The 19,287-nt window shown below is 68.6% G+C and carries 16 protein-coding genes; 6 read left to right on the plus strand and 10 right to left on the minus strand.

Annotated features, from left to right (window positions below; all coding sequences use genetic code 11):
* Positions 1–89: 89 nt before the first annotated feature.
* The 7 genes from DDE23_RS07340 to DDE23_RS07370 all read right to left on the minus strand — a co-directional run bounded on the left by DDE23_RS07340 (position 90) and on the right by DDE23_RS07370 (position 6,061).
* Positions 90–1,397: a branched-chain amino acid ABC transporter permease gene (locus DDE23_RS07340; protein WP_107751324.1), complete on the minus strand. Its 1,308-nt coding sequence runs from the start codon at positions 1,395–1,397 to the stop codon at positions 90–92.
* On the minus strand, positions 1,388–2,398 hold the full coding sequence (locus tag DDE23_RS07345; RefSeq protein ID WP_107751325.1) for a branched-chain amino acid ABC transporter permease: 1,011 nt from the start codon (positions 2,396–2,398) through the stop codon (positions 1,388–1,390). The genes DDE23_RS07340 and DDE23_RS07345 overlap by 10 nt, the downstream gene beginning before the upstream one ends.
* Positions 2,399–2,479: 81 nt before the next feature.
* Positions 2,480–2,911 (minus strand): hypothetical protein, encoded by a 432-nt coding sequence (locus tag DDE23_RS07350; protein WP_107751326.1) that lies wholly within the window; start codon positions 2,909–2,911, stop codon positions 2,480–2,482.
* Positions 2,912–2,936: 25 nt separating this feature from the next.
* On the minus strand, positions 2,937–3,287 hold the full coding sequence (locus DDE23_RS07355; RefSeq protein WP_107751327.1) for a hypothetical protein: 351 nt from the start codon (positions 3,285–3,287) through the stop codon (positions 2,937–2,939).
* A 3-nt stretch (positions 3,288–3,290) separates the two neighbouring features.
* Positions 3,291–4,025, minus strand: coding sequence for an ABC transporter ATP-binding protein (locus tag DDE23_RS07360; protein ID WP_107751328.1), 735 nt, complete (start codon positions 4,023–4,025; stop codon positions 3,291–3,293).
* Positions 4,018–4,809: an ABC transporter ATP-binding protein gene (locus tag DDE23_RS07365; RefSeq protein WP_107751329.1), complete on the minus strand. Its 792-nt coding sequence runs from the start codon at positions 4,807–4,809 to the stop codon at positions 4,018–4,020. The genes DDE23_RS07360 and DDE23_RS07365 overlap by 8 nt, the downstream gene beginning before the upstream one ends.
* A 70-nt stretch (positions 4,810–4,879) precedes the next feature.
* Positions 4,880–6,061, minus strand: a complete 1,182-nt coding sequence (locus DDE23_RS07370) for an ABC transporter substrate-binding protein (RefSeq protein WP_107751330.1) — start codon at positions 6,059–6,061, stop codon at positions 4,880–4,882.
* A 446-nt stretch (positions 6,062–6,507) separates the two neighbouring features.
* On the opposite strand from DDE23_RS07370, the gene DDE23_RS07375 reads away from it, so the two are divergent.
* The 6 genes from DDE23_RS07375 (at position 6,508) to DDE23_RS07400 (ending at position 13,031) form a co-directional block, all read left to right on the plus strand.
* Positions 6,508–7,227, plus strand: a complete 720-nt coding sequence (locus tag DDE23_RS07375) for a metallophosphoesterase (RefSeq protein ID WP_107751621.1) — start codon at positions 6,508–6,510, stop codon at positions 7,225–7,227.
* A 54-nt stretch (positions 7,228–7,281) separates the two neighbouring features.
* A complete protein-coding gene (locus DDE23_RS07380) occupies positions 7,282–8,082 on the plus strand; it encodes a flagellar motor protein MotB (protein ID WP_107751331.1) in 801 nt (266 codons plus the stop codon).
* 83 nt (positions 8,083–8,165) lie between these two features.
* Positions 8,166–9,473 (plus strand): flagellar hook protein FlgE, encoded by a 1,308-nt coding sequence (locus DDE23_RS07385; RefSeq protein WP_107751332.1) that lies wholly within the window; start codon positions 8,166–8,168, stop codon positions 9,471–9,473.
* 19 nt (positions 9,474–9,492) lie between these two features.
* Complete coding sequence (gene flgK / locus DDE23_RS07390; protein ID WP_107751333.1) at positions 9,493–10,920, plus strand: flagellar hook-associated protein FlgK; 1,428 nt, start codon at positions 9,493–9,495, stop codon at positions 10,918–10,920.
* A gap of 3 nt (positions 10,921–10,923) precedes the next feature.
* Positions 10,924–11,931: a flagellin gene (locus DDE23_RS07395; RefSeq protein ID WP_107751334.1), complete on the plus strand. Its 1,008-nt coding sequence runs from the start codon at positions 10,924–10,926 to the stop codon at positions 11,929–11,931.
* Positions 11,931–13,031: a flagellar basal body P-ring protein FlgI gene (locus DDE23_RS07400; protein ID WP_107751335.1), complete on the plus strand. Its 1,101-nt coding sequence runs from the start codon at positions 11,931–11,933 to the stop codon at positions 13,029–13,031. The genes DDE23_RS07395 and DDE23_RS07400 overlap by 1 nt, the downstream gene beginning before the upstream one ends.
* A 2,304-nt stretch (positions 13,032–15,335) precedes the next feature.
* Here DDE23_RS07400 and DDE23_RS07405 read toward each other — a convergent pair.
* Genes DDE23_RS07405 through DDE23_RS07415 form a run of 3 tightly spaced genes read right to left on the minus strand, consistent with a single transcriptional unit; the run spans position 15,336 to position 19,287 of the window.
* Positions 15,336–16,562, minus strand: a complete 1,227-nt coding sequence (locus DDE23_RS07405; RefSeq protein ID WP_107751336.1) for a glycosyltransferase — start codon at positions 16,560–16,562, stop codon at positions 15,336–15,338.
* On the minus strand, positions 16,559–18,181 hold the full coding sequence (locus DDE23_RS07410; RefSeq protein ID WP_107751337.1) for an ABC transporter ATP-binding protein: 1,623 nt from the start codon (positions 18,179–18,181) through the stop codon (positions 16,559–16,561). The genes DDE23_RS07405 and DDE23_RS07410 overlap by 4 nt, the downstream gene beginning before the upstream one ends.
* Positions 18,178–19,287, minus strand: coding sequence for an ABC transporter permease (locus DDE23_RS07415; protein WP_107751338.1), 1,110 nt, complete (start codon positions 19,285–19,287; stop codon positions 18,178–18,180). Before DDE23_RS07415 ends, DDE23_RS07410 begins: the two co-directional genes overlap by 4 nt.

The raw sequence follows: 19,287 nt of genomic DNA on the forward strand, positions 1-19,287 counted from the left end.
GTGGGATTTCATCCCACCTGGGCGAGGCCCGAACGGAAAAGGGCCCGTACCACCGGTACGGGCCCTTTCCTGTCACATGCCGGAAGACGCTACTTCTCGGGGATCAGCCCCCTCGGCGCGAACCGCAGGACCAACAGCAGGATCAGCCCCATGGTCAGGAGCCGCATATGCGCCGCGCTGTCCAGCAGATGGCTGCGCAGGAAGCTGTCCTCGGGCAGGGGCGCGGTGATCCAGCCCATCAGCCACAGGCCGATCGGCTCGACCTCGACCCAGAGGAACCAGATCAGGAAGCCGCCCAGCACGGCGCCCCAATTGTTCCCCGACCCGCCGACGATCACCATCACCCAGATCAGGAAGGTGAAGCGCAACGGCTGGTAGGAGCCGGGCGTGAACAACCCGTCGAGCGTGGTCAGCATCGCCCCGGCGATGCCGCAGACCGCCGAGCCGAGGATGAACACCTGCAGATGCCGCTTCGTCACGTCCTTGCCCATGGCCCGCGCCGCCGTCTCGTTGTCGCGGATCGCCCGCATCATCCGGCCCCAGGGCGAGCGCCAGGCGCGTTCCGACAGCCACATGATGACGCCGAGGACCACGATGAAGGTCAGTGCGAAACAGGCTTTGACGAAGAGGGACGAGGCCTCGGCCGGGGCCAGCCCGAACCACGAGGCCCAGGCGATGAAATCGGGGTTGCTCTGCAGGCTGACCTCGTAGGGGATCGGCGCGCGCGGCAGGCCGTTCACGTTGCGCACCCCGCGCGACAGCCAGTCCTCGTTCTTCAGCACGGCGATGATCGTCTCGGCGATGCCCAGCGTGGCGATGGCCAGATAGTCGGACCTCAGACCCAGGCTGACCTTGCCGATCACCCAGGCCGCGCCCGCCGCCAGCAGGCCGCCAACGATCCAGCTGGCGAAGATCGGCAGACCGGCGCCGCCCAGATAGCCGGCGACGGCGGTGTTGGTGCCCTCGATCGCGTCGACCGCCGGGTCCAGCACCGCGCGGAAAAGAAAGAACCCGCCTACCACCACGACCAGCAGCACCAGCGCCCGGGTCCAGCCCTTCTGCATCCGCCGGTAGACCAGGACGCCCAGCGCGATGGCCGCGACGCCGATCAGGATGCCGAAGATCGCCCTGAGGCCCCCCGCCGCCCAGGCGTCATGCACCGGCGGCATCGAGGTCAGCACCGTGGCGACCCCGCCCAGCGCGACGAAGCCCATCGTGCCGACAGAGAAGAGCCCGGCGTAACCCCACTGGATGTTCACGCCCAGCGCCATGATCGCCGAGATCAGGCACATGTTGACCAGACCCATGGCGACCGAGGGGCTCTGCAGCCAGCCGACCAGCACCAGCAGCACCGCCATGATGAGGAAATAGGAGGTGTTTTTCGCGCTCATACGGATTGCCCCTTGAAGAGCCCGGTCGGGCGGAACAGCAGCACAAGCACCAGCAGCACGAAGCTGACCGCGAACTTGTAATCGGTGGAAAGGAGTTGCATCAGCCCCTGCGGCTCGAGGCTCTCGGGCAGCAGGTATTCAAAGAACTTGCGGAAGGCATAGGTAACGCCCACCTCGCTCAGCGCGATGACATAGGCCCCGGCCACGGCCCCCAGCGGGTTGCCCAGCCCCCCCAGGATGGCCGCCGCGAACATCGGCAGCAGCAGCTGGAAATAGGTGAAGGGCTTGAAGCTCTTGTCCAGGCCATAGAGCGTGCCCGCCACCGTCACCAGCACGGCGACGATCAGCCAGGTCACCATGACCACCCGTTCGGGATTGATGCCCGACAACAGCGCCAGATCCTCGTTGTCCGAGAAAGCGCGCATCGACTTGCCGGTGCGGGTGCGGTTCAGGAACCAGAAGAGCGCCCCCACCACGACCAGCGTCACCGAGATGGTGATGAGCTGCGACCAGCGCAGGCCCAGCCCCTCGGCCAGGCCGGTCGCGTCGCGGAAATCGCGCACGGTGAACAGGAACCGCGCGCCATCGGCGAAGTTCTGGTCATCGGGGCCGATGACCAGCCGGGTCAGCCCGTTCACCACGAACATGACGCCGAGCGAGGCCATCACCACGACGATGGGCGCCGCGCGGACCTTCCGATAGAAGCGATAGACGGATCGGTCGACCCCCAGCAGCAGCAGCGCCGTCACCACGATCCCCACCGGCAGCGCCAGCAGCGCGGTCGGAAGCGGGTCGATGGAGACGCCGAGCGATTGCAGCCACCAGGTGAACAGGATCACCGCCATGGTGCCGAAGGCCATCACGTCGCCATGCGCAAAATGTGAAAAGCGCAGGATGCCGTAGACCAGCGTGATCCCCAGCGCGCCCAGCGCCAGCTGGCTGCCATAGGAGACGGCCGGGATGAGGACGAAATTGCCCAGAAGGACCAGGGCGTTCAGGAAATCCATGTCGAAGCCTTTCCGGTTTCGATGGGGAACGAGGACGGCATCTGGTGCCGATCCGTGAGGCGGGCCCGGGTGAGGTCTGTGTCAGGCATCCCGAAACTCCCCGCATGCGCCGTGCAGCAGCCACTCGGTCGCGCCGTCGAGGCCGAGGGACAGAAGCTCGGCATTCGCGCCGGATTCATCGACGCTGAGCGCGAAGGCCCCGGCGGCATGCTCGCCCCCCAGAACCACGCGACCGGATTCGGTGCTGAGGAAATGCAGCCCCAGGTCAGCCTCGCCCAGCCGGAAGCCGATCACCGCGTCAATCGGCGTGCTGCGCTCCAGCCGGGCCACGATCTCGGCACTCTGGCACAGGCCATCGGCGTCGCAGCGCTGGTCGAAACGGCATTCCGCCGTTTGCAAGGCCAGCGCCGCGCCGGGGGTCAACAGCGCGCCCAGCACCAGCAGGCGGCCATGGGAGATGGCCGTGAAGAAGATGGATTTGCCCGGCGATCGCAGGGCGTTCAGAAAGTCCATACGTTTGCCTTTCCCGCGACGCGCGTCATTCGGGCGAACAGTGGATGGTCATCAGCGCGGCCTCGTCGGCACTGCCTTCCACCGGCGAGGCGGTCAGCAGGCCGGCGCCATCGCCGGTGAAACGAAGCTGATAGATGCGGCCGGCGCTTTCCCAGGCGGCGGTCTGCAGCACGCCGTCATAGACCGGGCTGAGGTGATCGCCGTTCATGGCGACCTCCAGCCCGCCACCGAGGAAGGCGAGGTCGAACCCCTCGCCCCCCTCGGTGCAGGTGCCTTGCAGGTCGCAACTGCGCAACACGGCGCAGGTGAACCCGTCGCGCTGGCTTTCGGCAAGGGCGGGCGTGGCGAGCAGCAGGCTCAGCAGAAGATACCGCATCGCTCAGCCCCCCAGGAAGGAACGCCGCACCTCGGGATCGGCGAGAAGCGCCTGCCCGGTATCGGTGTAGCGGTTGGCGCCCTGAACCAGCACATAGCCCTTGTCGGCGATCTCCAGCGCCTGGCGGGCGTTCTGTTCCACCATCAGGATCGAGATACCGGTGCGGGCGATCTCGATGATCCGGTCGAAAAGCTCGTCCATGACAATGGGCGAGACCCCGGCGGTGGGCTCGTCCAGCATCAGGACCGAGGGCTTGGTCATCAGCGCGCGGCCGACGGCCACCTGCTGGCGCTGCCCGCCGGAAAGCTCGCCCGCCGCCTGCCGCCGCTTGTCCTTGAGGATCGGGAACAGGTCATAGATCTGCGCCATCGTCTCGCGGTAATCATCCGTGCGGATGAAGGCGCCCATCTCCAGGTTTTCCTCGACGGTCATCGAGGGGAAGATGTTGCGCACCTGCGGCACAAAGCCCATGCCGCGCGCCACGCGGTCCTGCGGCGAGAGCGCGGTGATATCCTCGCCATTCAGCCGCACCTGCCCCTTGCGCAGGTTCAGCATGCCGAAGACGGCCTTCATGGCGGTCGATTTGCCGGCGCCGTTCGGGCCGACGATCACCGCGATCTGGCCCTTGTCCACGGCGATGGTGCAGGAATGCAGGATATCCGCCGCGCCATAGCCGCCGGTCATCGCCTCGCCGATCAGCACAGCCTCGGGGTCGGGAAGAACGGGATGTTCAGACATGGCCGACCTCCGCCTTCACCTTGTTCTTCAGCCCGGTGCCCAGATAGGCCTCGATCACCGCCTCGTTGGCCTTGATCTCGTCCAGCGTGCCCTCGGCCAGCACCTTGCCCTCGGCCATGCAGATGACCGGGTTGCAGATGCGGCCGATGAAATCCATGTCGTGCTCGATGACCACGAAAGTATAGCCGCGCTCCTGGTTCAGGCGCACTATGGCATCGGCGATGGTGTTCAGCAGCGTCCGGTTCACGCCCGCGCCGACCTCGTCCAGAAAGACGATCTTGGCGTCGGTCATCATCGTCCGGCCCAGTTCGAGCAGTTTCTTCTGCCCGCCCGAGATGTTGCCGGCCTTTTCGTCGGCGATATGGCTGATGGTCAGGAATTCCAGCACCTCGTTGGCGCGGCGGCGGATCTCCTCGTCTTCCAGGGCAACCTTGCGGCGCTGGAACCAGGCCGAGACCAGCCCCTCGCCCATCTGGCGGGGCGGCACCATCATCAGGTTCTCGCGCACCGTCATGGAATGGAATTCATGCGCGATCTGGAAGGTTCGGAGCAGCCCCTTGTGGAACAGCTCGTGCGGCTCGAGGCCGGTGATATCCTCGCCCGCCATCGTCACGGTCCCGGAGGTGGGTTTCAGCACCCCGGCGATGACGTTGAAAAGCGTGGTCTTGCCCGCGCCGTTGGGACCGATCAACCCGGTGATCGACCCTTCGGCGATATGCAGCGTCGCACCGTCGACGGCGTGAAAGCCCCCGAAGTGCTTGTGCAGATTCTCGACACGGATCATGGGAAATCCTTACGAAAAGGCAGCCCGGACCCGCGCCCGGACTGCCCTTGAGGTCAGGGTTTACGCCGCATCAGCGGAAGCGGACGGTGACGAATTCGTCGCCCTGGATCTCCAGCTCGCGGTAATTGCCCGCGCTTTCGCCCGGCCCGATCAGTTCCACGGCCGAGGCGCCGACGTAATCGACGTCACCACCGGCGGCGATGATCTCCAGCGCGCGCGCCAGCTGACCCGGGAAGATCTGCTCGCCCGGGGCGTTGGCCACGTCCATCACGTGATCCTTGTAATCGGCCGAAGCGGTCGATCCCGCGGCCGCCATGGCCAGCAGCATCAGCGCCGCAGCGTCATAGGATTCCGGCGCGAAGGCCGAGGTCCCGTCGAAGCCCGCCGCCGAGGCGAGGTCCTGGAACATCTGCGTGCCGGGGTTGTCGGCGCCCGGCAGCTGGCCGTAGGAGCCCTGGATCTCGTCGCCCATGGCGTCGATCAGCGACTGGCCGATCATGCCGTCCACCAGTTCGAACGTGTCGAAGGCGCCGAGGTCCAGCGCCGAGCGGATGATGCCGCGGCCGCCCTGGTCGACATAGCCCGCAACGACCAGCACCTCGCCACCGGCCGCCGCCAGCGCGCCGACTTCGGCCGAGTAATCCGCCTTGCCGTCCTCGTGGCTGGCAACCATGGTCACGGAGCCGCCCGCTTCGGTGAAGGCCGCCTGGATCGAATCCGCCAGGCCCGCGCCGTAGTCGTTGTTGGTGTACGAGATGGCGATCGACTCGACGCCGCGGTCACGCAGGATGTCGGCCACGACCTGGCCCTGACGGGCGTCCGACGGCGCGGTGCGGAAGAACAGGCCGTCGTCCTCGGCCGTCGACAGCGCGGGCGAGGTCGCCGAGGGCGAGATCATGACGATCCCGTTCGGGCGGGCGACGTTCTGCAGGATGGCGCCCGTGACGCCCGAGCAATCGGCGCCGACGATGCCGACCACGCGGTCCGAGGTCACCAGACGCTCGGCCGTGGCGACGGCGAGGCCGGAATCGACGCAGCCGTCATCGCCGCGCACCGAGGTCACGTTGCCCAGCGTGAAGAGGCCCGAGGCGTTGACCTCGGCAATCGCCATCTCGGCCGATTGGGCCATCGTCGGGGTGATCGATTCCAGCGGCCCGGTGAAGCCGAAGATGATGCCCAGCGGCACATCGTCAGCCTGCGCGGCGCCTGCCGCGAAGCCGACCAATGCGGTGGTCATAAGAAACTTTTTCATGGATCTGGTCCTTCCTGTGGATTGGATTTCCGGTCGGTCTCGGGGCAGGGTTGCCTCGGGAACCTTATCTGTCGCACCGGCTCTCGTTCCGCCTTGCGGGCGGCTGGCCGGTGTCGGCGGCAAAACTCGCGAGTCGTCTCGTGGGTCTCAACTCCCTCCTTCTGCGCCGTTGACCGGCATTCAGATGGCGTCCCCGAACCGGGCCCGAAGGCCGCGTCCCGGGTGTATCGCTTTCCCGACTTTACCCGGCGCCACGCTTTCGGCAACACCCTTCCGTCACCGAATTCCCCCTCCCGGCAGGGCCCGGCCGGGTTTTTCCCGCCTTCCGCTGGGTCAAGTGCGCGCCGCCCCGGCCGCCCTCGCCGAATCGTGCCCCGCCATCGCGTTGAACTCGCCCGGGTTTTGGCCCAGAAGGGCAACGCTTCCGAAAGGGATTCCCCATGACTCTGCGCAGCTACGCCATCGGCGATATCCACGGCCAGATCGACCTGTTGCACGCCGCCCATGCCCGGATCGCCGCCGACCGCGCCCGCACCGGCGACGCCGAGGCGCCGGTCATCCATCTGGGCGATCTGGTCGACCGCGGGCCGGATTCGCGGGGCGTGGTGGACCTGCTGCTGAAAGGCCAGCTTTCCGGTCAGAACTGGGTGGCGCTGAAGGGCAACCACGACCGCATGTTCGGCTATTACCTGGAGGGGCGGACCGATCCGGCGCTGCGCCCCGGCCTCGATTATCTGAACCCGCGGATCGGTGGCGATGCGACGCTGGCCAGCTACGGCCTCGCCCCCGATGCCCCCCCGGCCGAGGCCCGAGCCGCCGTCCCCGCCGGGCACCGCGCCTTCATCGAGGGGCTGCCCAGCTACCACCTGCGCGGCGGGGTGCTTTTCGTCCATGCCGGCATCCGCCCGGGCGTGGCGCTGAACGACCAGACCGAGACCGACATGGCCTGGATCCGCGCGCCGTTCCTGGACTTCACCGGGGCCCATCCCTGGCTGGTCGTGCACGGCCATACCCACCGCCCCGCCGCCGAGCATTGCGGCAACCGGGTGAATATCGACAGCTCGGCCGCCTATGGCGGGCCGCTGACCGCCGTGGTGATCGAGGGGCGCGAGGTCTTCACCCTGACCGATCAGGGCCGCGAACCCCTGCTGCCGGGCGCCGATTAACCCGGGCTTCACCTCTGCCTGCTAGGCCGGAAGCGGGTGAATAAAGGTGTTGAGATGAGCCGACAGAACGACGTCGCGCCCATCATCATCAAGCGCAAGAAGGTAATCGTGGGGGGCGGCCATCACGGCGGCGCCTGGAAGGTGGCTTATGCCGACTTCGTCACCGCGATGATGGCCTTCTTCCTGATGATGTGGCTGCTGGGCGCAACCACCGAATCGCAGCGCCGCGGGCTGGCGGATTACTTCAATCCCTCGATCCCGGTGCACCGGATCTCCTCGGGCGGGGAAGGGATGTTCGGCGGCTCGGATCTGGAGACCCGCGACCAATCCGCCCCCGCCACCCCCGCCGAGAACGAGACCGATTCGGGCGTCGATACCCAGGTCGAAACCCGCAGCTTCGAGGATCTTCAGCAGCGCCTGACCGGCCTCGGCGGCGAAAGCGCGGTGCTGGACGAGGCCCTGCGCCATGTCGTCACCCGCCAGACCGACGAGGGGCTGGTGGTCGAACTGTTCGACCTGCCCGGCGCCCCGCTCTTCGAGCCCGAAACCAACGAGCCGACCGAGGTGACCCGCCGCATCGTGACCATCGTGTCGCAGATATTCGGCATGGTTCTCAATCCCCTGGCGATCGAGGGGCATACGCGGACCTATTCCGTCGTCCAGGCCAGCGATCCCCGCTGGGCGCTGTCCACCGCCCGCGCCGACCGTATCCGCAGGCTGCTGGACGAGGACGGTTTCGACCCCGCGCGCATCGCCCGGGTGAGCGGCCATGCCGACCGCCGGCCCGCCGATCCCAACCCGATGTCGGTCCGCAACAACCGGCTGGAACTGATCCTGCTGCGCAGCCGCCGCTGAGCGGTCGGGCGTTAGGCGCACATTAAGACGCCTCGTGCAACCTCGGGTCCAGTCGCTCCGCACCAGCACGAAAGGCAGGACCCATGTCCACCCTCTATTCCTCGTTCAACGCCGGTATCGCCGGGCTGAATGCCAACTCGACGCGGCTTGCCGCGATCTCCGACAACATCGCCAATACCGGCACGCTCGGCTACAAGCGCGTCGTCGCCTCGTTCCAGTCGATGGTGATGGGCGGCTCGCATTACGGCCCCTATATCGCTGGGGGCGTGCGCGCCTCGACGATCCGGCTGATCGACGAACGGGGCGCCATCACCGCCAGCGCCAATGCCACCGACCTCGCGGTCAGCGGCCGCGGCTTCCTGCCGGTGACCGCGCAATCGGCGCTGAACCGCTCGGGCAATCTGCCGCTGATGCTGACCACCACCGGCTCCTTCCGGCCCAATGCCGACGGCCTCCTGGAAAATCCGGCCGGGCTGATCCTGCTGGGCTGGCCCGCCGATCCCGACGGCTCGATCCCCGCCTTCCCGCGCGACACGATCGGCGGGCTGGAACCGATCCGCATCAACTCGAACCAATTCGCCTCGGACCCGACGACGCGCATCAACGTCCGCGTCAACCTGCCCGCCACCGGCACCCGCGCCGATTCCGATGGCCGCTCGCATGACGTGGCGCTCGAATATTACAGCCCGCTCGGCACCACCGACACGCTGACCATGACTTTCGCGCCGACCGTGCCCGCCACCGGCCAGTCGAACGAATGGACCGCCACGGTGACCGATCCCTCCACCGGCACCGTGATCGGCGAATACACCATCACCTTCGACGACCAGCCGCCGAACGGGGGCCGCATCCTCAGCGTCACCACCGGCGGCGCGGGCGGCGCCTATGACCCGCTGACCGGCGAATTCACCGTCACCACCGACTCGGGTCAGGACATCGCGCTGAACATCGGCATGCTGGGGGACGAGGACAGCATAACCCAGATGGCCGACAGTTTCATCCCCGTCTCGACCGACCGCGACGGCTCGCCGGTGCAATCCCTGGTCGGCGTGCAGGTCGATGCGACCGGCTATGTGAAGGCCTATTACGACAGCGGCCTGATCCGCACCATCGCCCAGATCCCGCTGGTCGACGTGCCCAACCCCAACGGGCTGATGGCGCTGGACAACCAGGCCTATCGGGTCGCACCCGAATCGGGCGCCATGTTCCTGTGGAACGCCGGCGACGGCCCGACGGGCGAGATCAACGGCTTCTCGCGCGAGGAATCGGCAACCGATGTCGCGGCGGAACTGACCAACATGATCCAGACCCAGCGCGCCTATTCCTCGAACGCCAAGGTCATCCAGACCGTGGACGAGATGCTGCAGGAAACCGCCAATCTGAAGCGCTGACCGATAGGAGGGCCGGACCATGGGCATCACATCCGCACTGAACAACGCCAATTCCGGCCTTGCCGCCTCGGCGCGCGCGGTGCAGGTGGTCTCGGCCAATATCGCCAATGCGCTGACCCCCGGCTACGCCGCCCGCCAGCTGGAGCTGAGCGCGGCCACGCTGGGGGGCGTCGGCGGCGGGGTCCGGGTCAACGGAATCACCCGCCTGGTCGACCCGATCCTGCTGGGACTGCAGCGCGACGCGGGCGCCGCGCTGGCCTCGGGCAACAGCGCCTCGGCCTTCTGGCAACGGATCGAAACCAGCATCGGCCAGCCCGGCGAGGGGCTCTCGGCCGCACTCACGGCCTTCGACGCGGCGCTGATCGCCGCCAGCGAACGCCCCGATCTGACCAGCCGCCTCGCCGCGGTCTCGGACAGCGCCAAGTCCCTCGCCGCCAGACTGGGCAGCATCGAGGATACGGTTCAGCAGCTGCGGGTCGAGGCCGACAAGGCCATCGCCAATGACCTGCGCAGCCTGAACGAGGGGCTTGCCCGCGTCGATGTGCTGAACGACCAGATCGTCAAGATGCGGATGGGCGGCCAGCCCACCCAGGGGCTGGAGGACGAACGCCAGTCGCTGATCTCCTCCCTGTCCGAGATCGTGCCGCTGCGCGAATACCCGCGCGACAACGGGCGGGTCATGCTCTATTCCGCCGCGGGTGAATTGCTGCTCGATACCGAACCCGCGGTCTTCGGTTTCACCAATACCGTGGCCATCGACGCCGGGATGTCGGTCGGCGCCGGGCTTTCCGGCCTCACCCTCAACGGCCGCGCCATCGCCACCGGCGACAGCGGCCCGGTCGGTGGCGGGCGCCTCGGCACCAGCTTTGCCATCCGGGACGAGGCCGCGCCCGCTGTCCAGACCCAGATCGACGCCTTCGCCCGCGACCTGATCGCCCGTTTCTCGGATCCGGCAAGCGACCCGACACTGGCGGGGGCCGTCGGTCTCTTCACCGATGACGGGGGGCCGGACAGCGGGCTTGCCGGGCTCGCCGGTCGGCTGTCGCTCAACGCGGCGGTCGATCCCGCCGCGGGCGGTGCGCTCTGGCGGATCCGTGACGGGATCGGCGCCGCCATCCCCGGCCCGGTCGGCGATCCGGCACAGATCAACCGGTTGCTCGGCGCGCTCGATCGCAGCCTGCCCTCGGGCCCCGGCAGCCCGCTGCAGGATGTCGCCGCACAGCTGGGCGACCTGCTGACCGCCGTCTCCCGCAACCGGCAAAGCGCCGAAGACACGCAGGCCAGCGCCCGGACCCGCCACGACACCTTTACCGAATCGATGTTGGCGCAGGGCGTCGATACCGATTCCGAGATGCAGCGCCTCCTCCTGATCGAAGAGGCCTATGCCGCCAACGCCCGCGTCATCCAGACCGCCGACGCGATGCTGCGCACCCTGCTGGAGATCTGATCGATGAGCTGGCTCACCCTCGGCAGCCTGGCCCTGCCCTTCACCATGAACCGCAATGCCCTGATCTTGCGGCAGGAAATGTCCCGCCTCAATCAGGAGGTGGTCACGGGCGTCGCCAAGGATCCCCAGCGCCGGCTCAGGGGCGATCTGGGGCCGCTCAGCGCCGTCGAAAGCCGCCTCTCCCGGATCGAGGCCTTCACCCAGGCCAATACGCTGGCCACCAACGCCGCCGACATCGCGCAATCGGCCCTGAACCGCGCGGGGGATATCGCCTCGGACATCGGCAACCGGATGCTCGCGGTCTCGATCGACGGCATCGCCCCGGCGACCCTGCGCGCCGGGGCCACCGCCGCCCGCAACGCCCTCGGCGATCTGGCCAGCACCCTCTCGCAGCGCGTGGCCGGCCGGGCGGTCCTTTCGGGAAATGCAAGCGACACGGCCCCGCTGCCCGACGGCGAGGCGATCCTTGCCACGATCCTGCCCTCGGTTACCGGCCTGACCGACCCGGATGACATCGTCACCGCGGTCACCGCCGCCTTCATGGATCCGGGGGGCCTGTTCGAGACGACGCTCTACCAGGGCGGCCCCGCCGCCGAGGGCCCCGCCATCGACACCGCCGCCAATGCCCCGGCGCTGCCCACCGCCGCGGACCCCGCCCTGCGCAAATTGATGGCCGGGCTGGTGATCTCGGCCCTCGCCGGCAGCACCGCGCTGGGCCTCGCCGACGTGCACCGCCAGCAGATGGCGCAGGCCGGGGCCGAGGCGCTGATCGGTGCCGCCCCCGCCATCGCCGAGGCGCAGGCCAGTCTGGGCGAAACCCAGGCGCGGCTGGACACCACCCTCACCCGCCTCGGCGGTGAGCGCGACGCCCTCACCCTGGCCCGTCACAGCCTGATCGGCGTCGATCCCTATCAGGCGGCCAGCGAGCTCGACGTGGTGCAGACCCGGCTCGAGACGCTTTATGCGCTGACCGCCCGCACGCAGCGGCTGTCGCTGACGGAGTATCTCTGATGCTGCGCGCCCTCGCGGCCCTTCTGCTCATCCTGCTGACGGCCAGCGCCGCCGCGGCACAGATCCGCCTCAAGGATCTGGTCGAGTTCGACGGCGTCAGGGGCAACGATCTGATCGGCTACGGCCTTGTCGTGGGGCTGGACGGGACCGGTGACGGAATCCGCAACGCGCCCTTCACCGAGGACATCATGACCAACATCCTCGAACGGCTGGGGGTCAACATCACCGGCGAGCAATTCCGGCCCCGCAACGTGGCCGCGGTGCTGGTGACGGCGACGCTGCCGCCGTTTTCGCGCGCAGGCTCCCGGGTCGATGTCACCGTCTCGGCGATCGGCGACGCCAGCAGCCTGTTCGGCGGCACCTTGGTGATGACGCCGCTGAACGGGGCGGATGGGCAGATCTATGCCGTGGCCCAGGGCGCGGTTCTGGCCGGCGGGGTGGCGGCGCGCGGCGCCGCCGCGCAGGTGGTCGAGGGGGTGCCGACCTCGGGGTCGATCCCCGGCGGGGCCCGCGTCGAGCGCGAGGTCGATTTCACCCTTGCCTCGCTGCCCAGGGTCCGCTTGGCCCTCCGCCAGGCGGATTTCACCACGGCGGTGCGGATCGAGCAGGTGATCAACAGCCATTTCGGCCGGGCGGTGGCCGCAATGCAGGATTCGGGCACCGTGCTTCTGGACATCGCCGCCACCCGCGCCCCTTCGGCGGCCCATGCCCTCAGTCAGGTCGAGAACCTGGTCGTCGATCCGGGCTCGCGGGCCCGGGTGGTGATCGACCAGCGCTCGGGCACCATTGTCATGGGCGAGGATGTCCGGATCAGCCGGGTCGCCGTGGCGCAGGGCGGGCTCACGCTGCGGGTCGAGGAGACACCGCAGGCGATCCAGCCCAACCCCTTCAGCCCGGGCGAAACGGTGGTCGTGCCGCGCACCAACGCCTCGATCACCCCGCGCCCCGGCGTCGGCATGGCCGAGGTTGCGGGCGGGACCTCGCTGGCGCAGGTGGTGGCAGGACTGAATGCTCTGGGGGTGGGACCGCGGGACATGATCGACATCCTGAACACGATCAATGCAGCGGGCGCGCTGCATGCGGATCTGGTCGTGCGCTGACCGCTTTGACGGGATGTCCGGCGCCTGATCCCCGAGTGTCAACGGATTGCCTCGATTGGTCCGACACCGCGTCAAGCCGATGGGAGAATTGCCGGAGGTCGCAGGACGAGACCGCAGGAAGGGTCCGCAGGACGGAGCCGCCAGTCCGCTCGCCAGCCCTTGAACCAAGCCGGGAACGACATTCGCGATCGCGCGCCGGTGCAGAAGGATCTCGCGCTGGCGGGACGCCCCCTCGCTGCTGCGGACGTGGATCGAGCGCGCCGCCGATCGGCGGCGCCCCTTCCCGGACGCGAGGGGCCCCCGGCCTCCCCGAAACGCAGCGGCAAACGCGGGATCGCTGATCTCGGCGGCCGATCATGCGGGGTGCCTGCCCTCGGCTGGCGGGCGCGCGGCGGGCCCCCGGCCGCGCGCCCGCCGCCATCGGCCCTGCCTCGCGCAGCGTGCTCGATGGCGCGGGGGGGCCTTGGGAAAGGGCTCCAGCCCGACGGGCGTCGCCCCCTTGCCAGGCCGCGGGAGGCGCGGCAAGGCACCGGAGAGAGGTTCGCCCTCCGCGATGACCGGCCGGGCATGACGAGCCGTCGGCCAGAGAGCGGACGCCCAGCTGTCACAGGCGACTGGCTCTCGACCACGGGATGCTGACTGCTGTGACTGGCGCCGATTCCCTCGGCCTACCGGACGCCGTCGAGCGACGCGCTGGCGGCATGTCCGGGCCGGGTCGGCGGCAAATCCGGGTCTCGGGGATAGCGGATGTCCTGCGACCAGACCGGCACCCGCCGTCAGAAGAGCGCAGGCGCGGATCCGGGACGAAGCATCCGTGACCTCGCCCCCCGGCAACGCGGATCGGTATCGCCGTCCGATAGGGCGGGCCCCGCGCCATCGTCCAGGAATGCGGGGTCGGGCCAGGGATAGGCCGCTCATGCTTGGCCGGGCCCTGCGCCCCTTGCCGGCTTGGGTCATCGGCGGAGGCTGGGGCCCGCGGACCGGCACCCTGAACCCGGCAGACCGGGAGGAGGCGATCATGCCCCCTTGGATCGGCACGGCGCCGCGGTCGGGCGTGGATCGACCTCCGTCCTCCCGCGGCGCTGGGGCGAGGCAGGGGCGGTGGGATCGACCGTCGTCCCGGGCCGGGCTGACCCAGGCGTCTGCCGAAACCGGGGCAGGACCGACACCGGTCACCCGCAGCGGCAGAAGGCGGGCCGGCAACCGGAGGACCGCATGCGCATCATCAACGATGAACGGAAACAGGAGCCTCGCCCGGGCGCTACGGGATCGGCGCCGCTTTCCTCTGAGTGCGGGTTGAAGACGCCTGATTGCCTGAAGACAGCGCCTCTGGGGACCGCACCGATGCGGAGTTGCTCGGCCTCAGCGGCATGCGTGATGCAGGCCCCCCCAGGGGCAAGACATCGAGACCGGCGGGCCGAGACGCGCCAGATTGCGAGGCGGCGGGCAACGGGGCCACAGCGGCGCCCGACCGGACCAACGCCACCGCCCCGGCCCGCGGACTGGAAACACCGCGCGGACGACCACGGGACTGAGGCGCCCCCTGATGTCCTCATGCCGGGCTCGACCTGGGTCTGCGACCCGGCGTCGGGGCTGCCGACCCTTCGCGCCCGTGCTTGCTCTGCGCGGCATTGGCACGCGCGATGGGGCGCGCCTTTCCCGCCCGTCAACGTCCCGGATCAGACATCGGCGGCGGCAGAGAGACGGCCGCCGGTCGGGCCGAGAGTGGCTCCCCCGGCGGCGTGGCGGCGCAGGGCCCGGGTGGTCGGGGAACCGCGATCGCGGATCGGAGGGGCATCCCTCCGCCCCCGGATTTCGTCCGGCCGATAACCACGGGCTGGGCCAGAGGGAAGAGACCGGCCGCTCTTCGGCGTCCGGTCAGCCACCGCCGAAGCGCAGGGAAAGCGTCGCGGAGGTGGATTGCAACGGGCAGCTCCCCCTCGGGTCTTGACCAAGGTGATGCCGGTCGTGCGAAGCCTGTCGGCGACACCGGACCAGCCGCCGGAATTGGCCGGTCAGGCGGGCGATCCTGCCCCGCAACGCTGCCGCCTGATCTTGCCGATCACGCGCCGCTTGCGCGCGCTGCAACCTCTGCCGCTCCCGGGCGCGACCCACCGGTTTCATGCTGCGATACTGCAACGCCCTGCGCAGCCTGACATAACGGGTCCTCAAGGCAGGCGGCGAGCCGCGGATCTGCCGCCGCAGGAGCCGATACGGGGGCCCCTTGTCCGCAGGCCCGGATCCCCGCAAACAGAGGGCCGAGCCACGCGGGTCCGACAGATCGGCGGCCGGAAACGCCCAGGCTCAGGTCCCCAGCGTGCCCTCGACGAAGGCGACGAGGCGGGGCAGACAGATGCGGGTCAGGTCGTAATTCTCGACGATATGCGCCCGGGCGGCGCGGCGCAGGGGCTCGAACTCGGCCGGGCGGGCGAGGCATTCGGTCAGCGTCGCCGCCATCGCCCCGGTGTCGAAGAAATCCACCAGCCGCCCGTTCACCCCGTCCTCGATCAGCTCCTCGACCGGGGCGGTGCGCGAGCCGACCACCAGCGCGCCGGCACTCATCGCCTCCAGCATCGACCAGGACAGCACGAAGGGCACCGTCAGGTAACAATGCACGCGGGTGCATTGCATGAGACCGACGAAGGTGGCGTAAGGCACCTTGCCGGTGAAATGCACGCGAGACAGGTCCAGCCGGTCGCGCACCTCGTCGAGGAAGATCTCTTTCCAGCTGCGGCCGCCGCCCGGACGGGCGCCATAGCTCACTTCGTCGCCGCCGATGATGACGACCTGCGCCCGGGGCCGGGCGCGCAGCACCTCGGGCAGGGCGCGCATGAAGGAATGATAGCCGCGGTAGGGTTCGAGATTGCGGTTGATGAAGGTCAGGAGTTCGTCGCCCGCGCGGAATTCGACGCCCGAGGGCAGGGTCACCCGGGCCGCCGGATCGGGGGCCAGCCGCGCGGTGTCGACGCCGTCATGGATGATGGTGATCTTGTCGCGGAAACAGGCGGGGAAGGTGTCGGCCTGAAACTCGGTCGGCGCCAGCGCGGCATCAGCCTGCGCCATCATCAGCGCCTGATGCCCCTGCCGGGCGACGACGGCATAGGCCTTGTCCTCGGATTCGGTGGCGAATTCGGGATCGAAACCCACGTCGAGCCCGCGCGGCGCGTAATAGAGTTCGGCATAGACGATGAGCCGCGCCTCGGGCCAGACCTCGCGCAGGAACAGGGTCTCGCCCCAGCCGCCATGGCCGAAGATCACGTCCGGGCGATAGCCGTGCCGGTCACGCAGGATCCGGGCGGCGCGGGCCACGCGATAGGCGCGGTTGGTCATCTCGGCGAAGGTGGTGCCAAGCTGGGCGACCTTCGGATCGGGGCGGGGATCGGGCTTGCGGTAGCGGAAGGTGGTGATGGCGGTCTTGCGGGCGTTGGTCTCGTCGGTGAGCGCGGTCACGTCATGGCCGCGTTCCACCAGAGCCGGGGCCAGATGCAGGAACTGGCCCGGGAAATTCTGGTGAACGAAGAGGATCTTCATCCCTCGGACCGGCCGATCGTGCGCAGGTCGAAAGCCGCCGCCAGCAGGGCCTTGGTATACTCGCTTTCGGGCGCGTCGAAGATCTGCGCGGCGGGGCCGTATTCCAGCACATCGCCCGATTTCATCACCAGGATCTGGTGCGCCATGGCCCGCACGACGCGCAGATCGTGGCTGATGAACAGATAGGCCAGCCCGTGCTTGCGTTGCAGGTCGCGCAGCAATTCGACGATCTGCACCTGCACCGTCATGTCCAGGGCCGAGGTCGGCTCGTCCAGAATGACCAGCTTCGGTTGCAGGATCATGGCCCGGGCCACGGCGATCCGCTGCCGCTGCCCGCCCGAGAATTCATGCGGGTAGCGGTGCATCATCGCCGGATCGAGGCCGACCTCCTCCATGATCGCGGCGACCGCCTGGCGGGCGCTGCCGCCGGTCGGCACGCCGTGGACGCCCAGCCCTTCGGCGATGATCTCCTCGACCGTCATGCGCGGGCTGAGGCTGCCATAGGGGTCCTGAAAGACGATCTGCATGTCGCGCCGGAGCGCCCTGAGCGCGGCGCGGCCGGTCCCGTCACGGGCACCGGCCGAAATGTCGCGGCCCAGAAAGACGATCCGCCCCTCGGAGCGGGTCAGCCGGGCAATGGCCAGCGCCAGCGTGGTCTTGCCCGAACCGCTTTCGCCGACGATGCCCAGCGTCTCACCGGCACGCAGGCTGAGCGAGGCGTCGTTGACCGCCTTGATGTGCCCGACGGTGCGGCGCAGGAAACCGCGGGTGATCGGGAACCAGACGCGCAGATTCTCGGTCCGCAGGATCTCGGTCGCCTCGGCGGGCACCGGATCGGGGCGGCCCTGCGGCTCGGCGGCCAGCAGCTTGCGGGTATAGGGGTGGCGGGGATCGGAGAAGACGCGCTCGGTCGGGCCCTGTTCGACGATCTCGCCGTTCTGCATGACGCAGACCCGGTCGGCCACGCGGCGGACGATGTTCAGATCATGGGTGATGAACAGCATCGACATGCGTTCCGAGCGTTTCAGCCCGGCCAGCAGTTCGAGGATCTGCGCCTGAATCGTCACGTCCAGCGCGGTGGTCGGCTCGTCCGCGACCAGCAGTTTCGGGCCGTTGGCCAGCGCCATGGCGATCATGACCCGCTGGCGCTGCCCGCCCGACAACTGGTGCGGATAGGCGCTGAGCCGGGTCTCGGCGTCGCGGATGCCGACCTTTTCCAGAAGCTCCAGCGCCCGGGCGCGGGCCTGTTCGCCGCGCAGCGCCTGATGCAGTTCCAGCGCCTCGGTGATCTGCCGCTCGACCGTGTGCAGCGGGTTGAGCGAGGTCATCGGCTCCTGGAAGATGAAGCTGATGTCGTTGCCGCGCACCCGGCGCAGTTCGGCGGCATCGGCGCCGACCATCTCGGCCCCTTCGAAGGTGATCGACCCCGCCAGATGCGCGGCATCGCCCAAGAGGCCCACGGTGGACAGCGCCGTCACCGACTTGCCCGAGCCGCTTTCGCCGACCAGCGCCACCGTCTCGCCCTCGGCGATGTCGAAGCTGACGCCCTTGACGGCGCGGGTCTCCTGCCCGCCCTGCCGGAAGGTGACGCTCAGATCGTGGACGCGCAGCAGGGTCATCGGAAGGTCTTTCGCGGGTCGAAGGCATCGCGAATGCCCTCGAAGATGAAGACCAGCAGGCTGAGCATGATGGCGAAGGTGAAGAAGGCGGTGAACCCCAGCCAGGTGGCTTGCAGGTTCTGTTTCGCCTGCAGCGTCAGGTTGCCCAGCGAGGGGGCGCTGGCGGGCAGGCCGAAGCCGAGGAAGTCGAGCGTGGCCAGCGCGCCGATGGCGCCGGTGATGATGAAGGGCAGCATGGTGACGGTGGCCACCATGGCGTTGGGCAGCACATGGCGGAACATGATCCGCCCGTTCGAGACGCCCAGCGCGCGGGCGGCGCGGACGTATTCGAAGTTCCGCGCCCTGAGGAATTCGGCCCGCACGACGCCCACCAGCGCCGTCCAGCTGAACATCACCATCAGGAACACCAAGAGCCAGAAGTTCATCGGCGTGATCGCGGCGATGATGATGATGACATAGAGCGAGGGGACGGAGCCCCAAAGCTCGATCAACCGTTGCGCCACCAGATCGGTGATGCCGCCGAAGAAGCCCTGCACGGCCCCGGCGAAGATCCCCACGACCGAGGAAATCGCCACCACGACGAAGGCGAAGCTGACCGACAGCCGGAAGCCATAGATCACCCGCGCCAGCACGTCGCGGGCGCCGCCGTCGGTGCCCAGCCAATGATCGCCATCGGGGGCCGAGGGTGCCGGGCCGCCGAGGTTGTTGATCGTGTCATAGGAATAGGGGATCGGCGGCCAGAGCAGCCAGCCCGCGACCACCGGCTCGCCCTCGACACTGCCGGTGGCTTCGGCCTGGGCCAGCGCGTCCTCGGGGTCATCCAGACACCATTCGATGCCGCCGGTGCGGATCAGGCATTGCACCTCGTCCGTGCGGTAATCGGCCTGGGTGCGGAACTCGCCGCCATAGGCGGTTTCCGGGTAGAACTGGAAGATCGGGAATTGCACATCGCCGCGATAGCTGACGGCGATTGGCACGTCATTGGCCAGGAATTCCGCGAACATCGTCACGCCATAGAGGACCAGAAAGATCCACAGCGACCAGAAGGCCCGGCGGTTGGCGCGGAAGTTGCGCCAGCGCCGCTGATTCAGGGGCGACAGGGCCAT

The organism is Pararhodobacter aggregans (assembly GCF_003075525.1).
In the GTDB taxonomy this organism is placed as follows: Bacteria; Pseudomonadota; Alphaproteobacteria; order Rhodobacterales; family Rhodobacteraceae; genus Pararhodobacter; species Pararhodobacter aggregans.

Bases quoted from the DNA above. Each gene is read 5' to 3' on its own strand.
- DDE23_RS07345 (WP_107751325.1), bottom strand. From the start codon at position 2,398: ATGGATTTCCTGAACGCCCTGGTCCTTCTGGGCAATTTCGTCCTCATC.
- DDE23_RS07350 (WP_107751326.1), bottom strand. From the start codon at position 2,911: ATGGACTTTCTGAACGCCCTGCGATCGCCGGGCAAATCCATCTTCTTC.
- DDE23_RS07355 (WP_107751327.1), bottom strand. From the start codon at position 3,287: ATGCGGTATCTTCTGCTGAGCCTGCTGCTCGCCACGCCCGCCCTTGCC.
- DDE23_RS07360 (WP_107751328.1), bottom strand. From the start codon at position 4,025: ATGTCTGAACATCCCGTTCTTCCCGACCCCGAGGCTGTGCTGATCGGC.
- DDE23_RS07365 (WP_107751329.1), bottom strand. From the start codon at position 4,809: ATGATCCGTGTCGAGAATCTGCACAAGCACTTCGGGGGCTTTCACGCC.
- DDE23_RS07370 (WP_107751330.1), bottom strand. From the start codon at position 6,061: ATGAAAAAGTTTCTTATGACCACCGCATTGGTCGGCTTCGCGGCAGGC.
- DDE23_RS07380 (WP_107751331.1), top strand. From the start codon at position 7,282: ATGAGCCGACAGAACGACGTCGCGCCCATCATCATCAAGCGCAAGAAG.
- DDE23_RS07385 (WP_107751332.1), top strand. From the start codon at position 8,166: ATGTCCACCCTCTATTCCTCGTTCAACGCCGGTATCGCCGGGCTGAAT.
- flgK (WP_107751333.1), top strand. From the start codon at position 9,493: ATGGGCATCACATCCGCACTGAACAACGCCAATTCCGGCCTTGCCGCC.
- DDE23_RS07395 (WP_107751334.1), top strand. From the start codon at position 10,924: ATGAGCTGGCTCACCCTCGGCAGCCTGGCCCTGCCCTTCACCATGAAC.
- DDE23_RS07400 (WP_107751335.1), top strand. From the start codon at position 11,931: ATGCTGCGCGCCCTCGCGGCCCTTCTGCTCATCCTGCTGACGGCCAGC.
- DDE23_RS07405 (WP_107751336.1), bottom strand. From the start codon at position 16,562: ATGAAGATCCTCTTCGTTCACCAGAATTTCCCGGGCCAGTTCCTGCAT.
- DDE23_RS07410 (WP_107751337.1), bottom strand. From the start codon at position 18,181: ATGACCCTGCTGCGCGTCCACGATCTGAGCGTCACCTTCCGGCAGGGC.
- DDE23_RS07415 (WP_107751338.1), bottom strand. From the start codon at position 19,287: ATGGCCCTGTCGCCCCTGAATCAGCGGCGCTGGCGCAACTTCCGCGCC.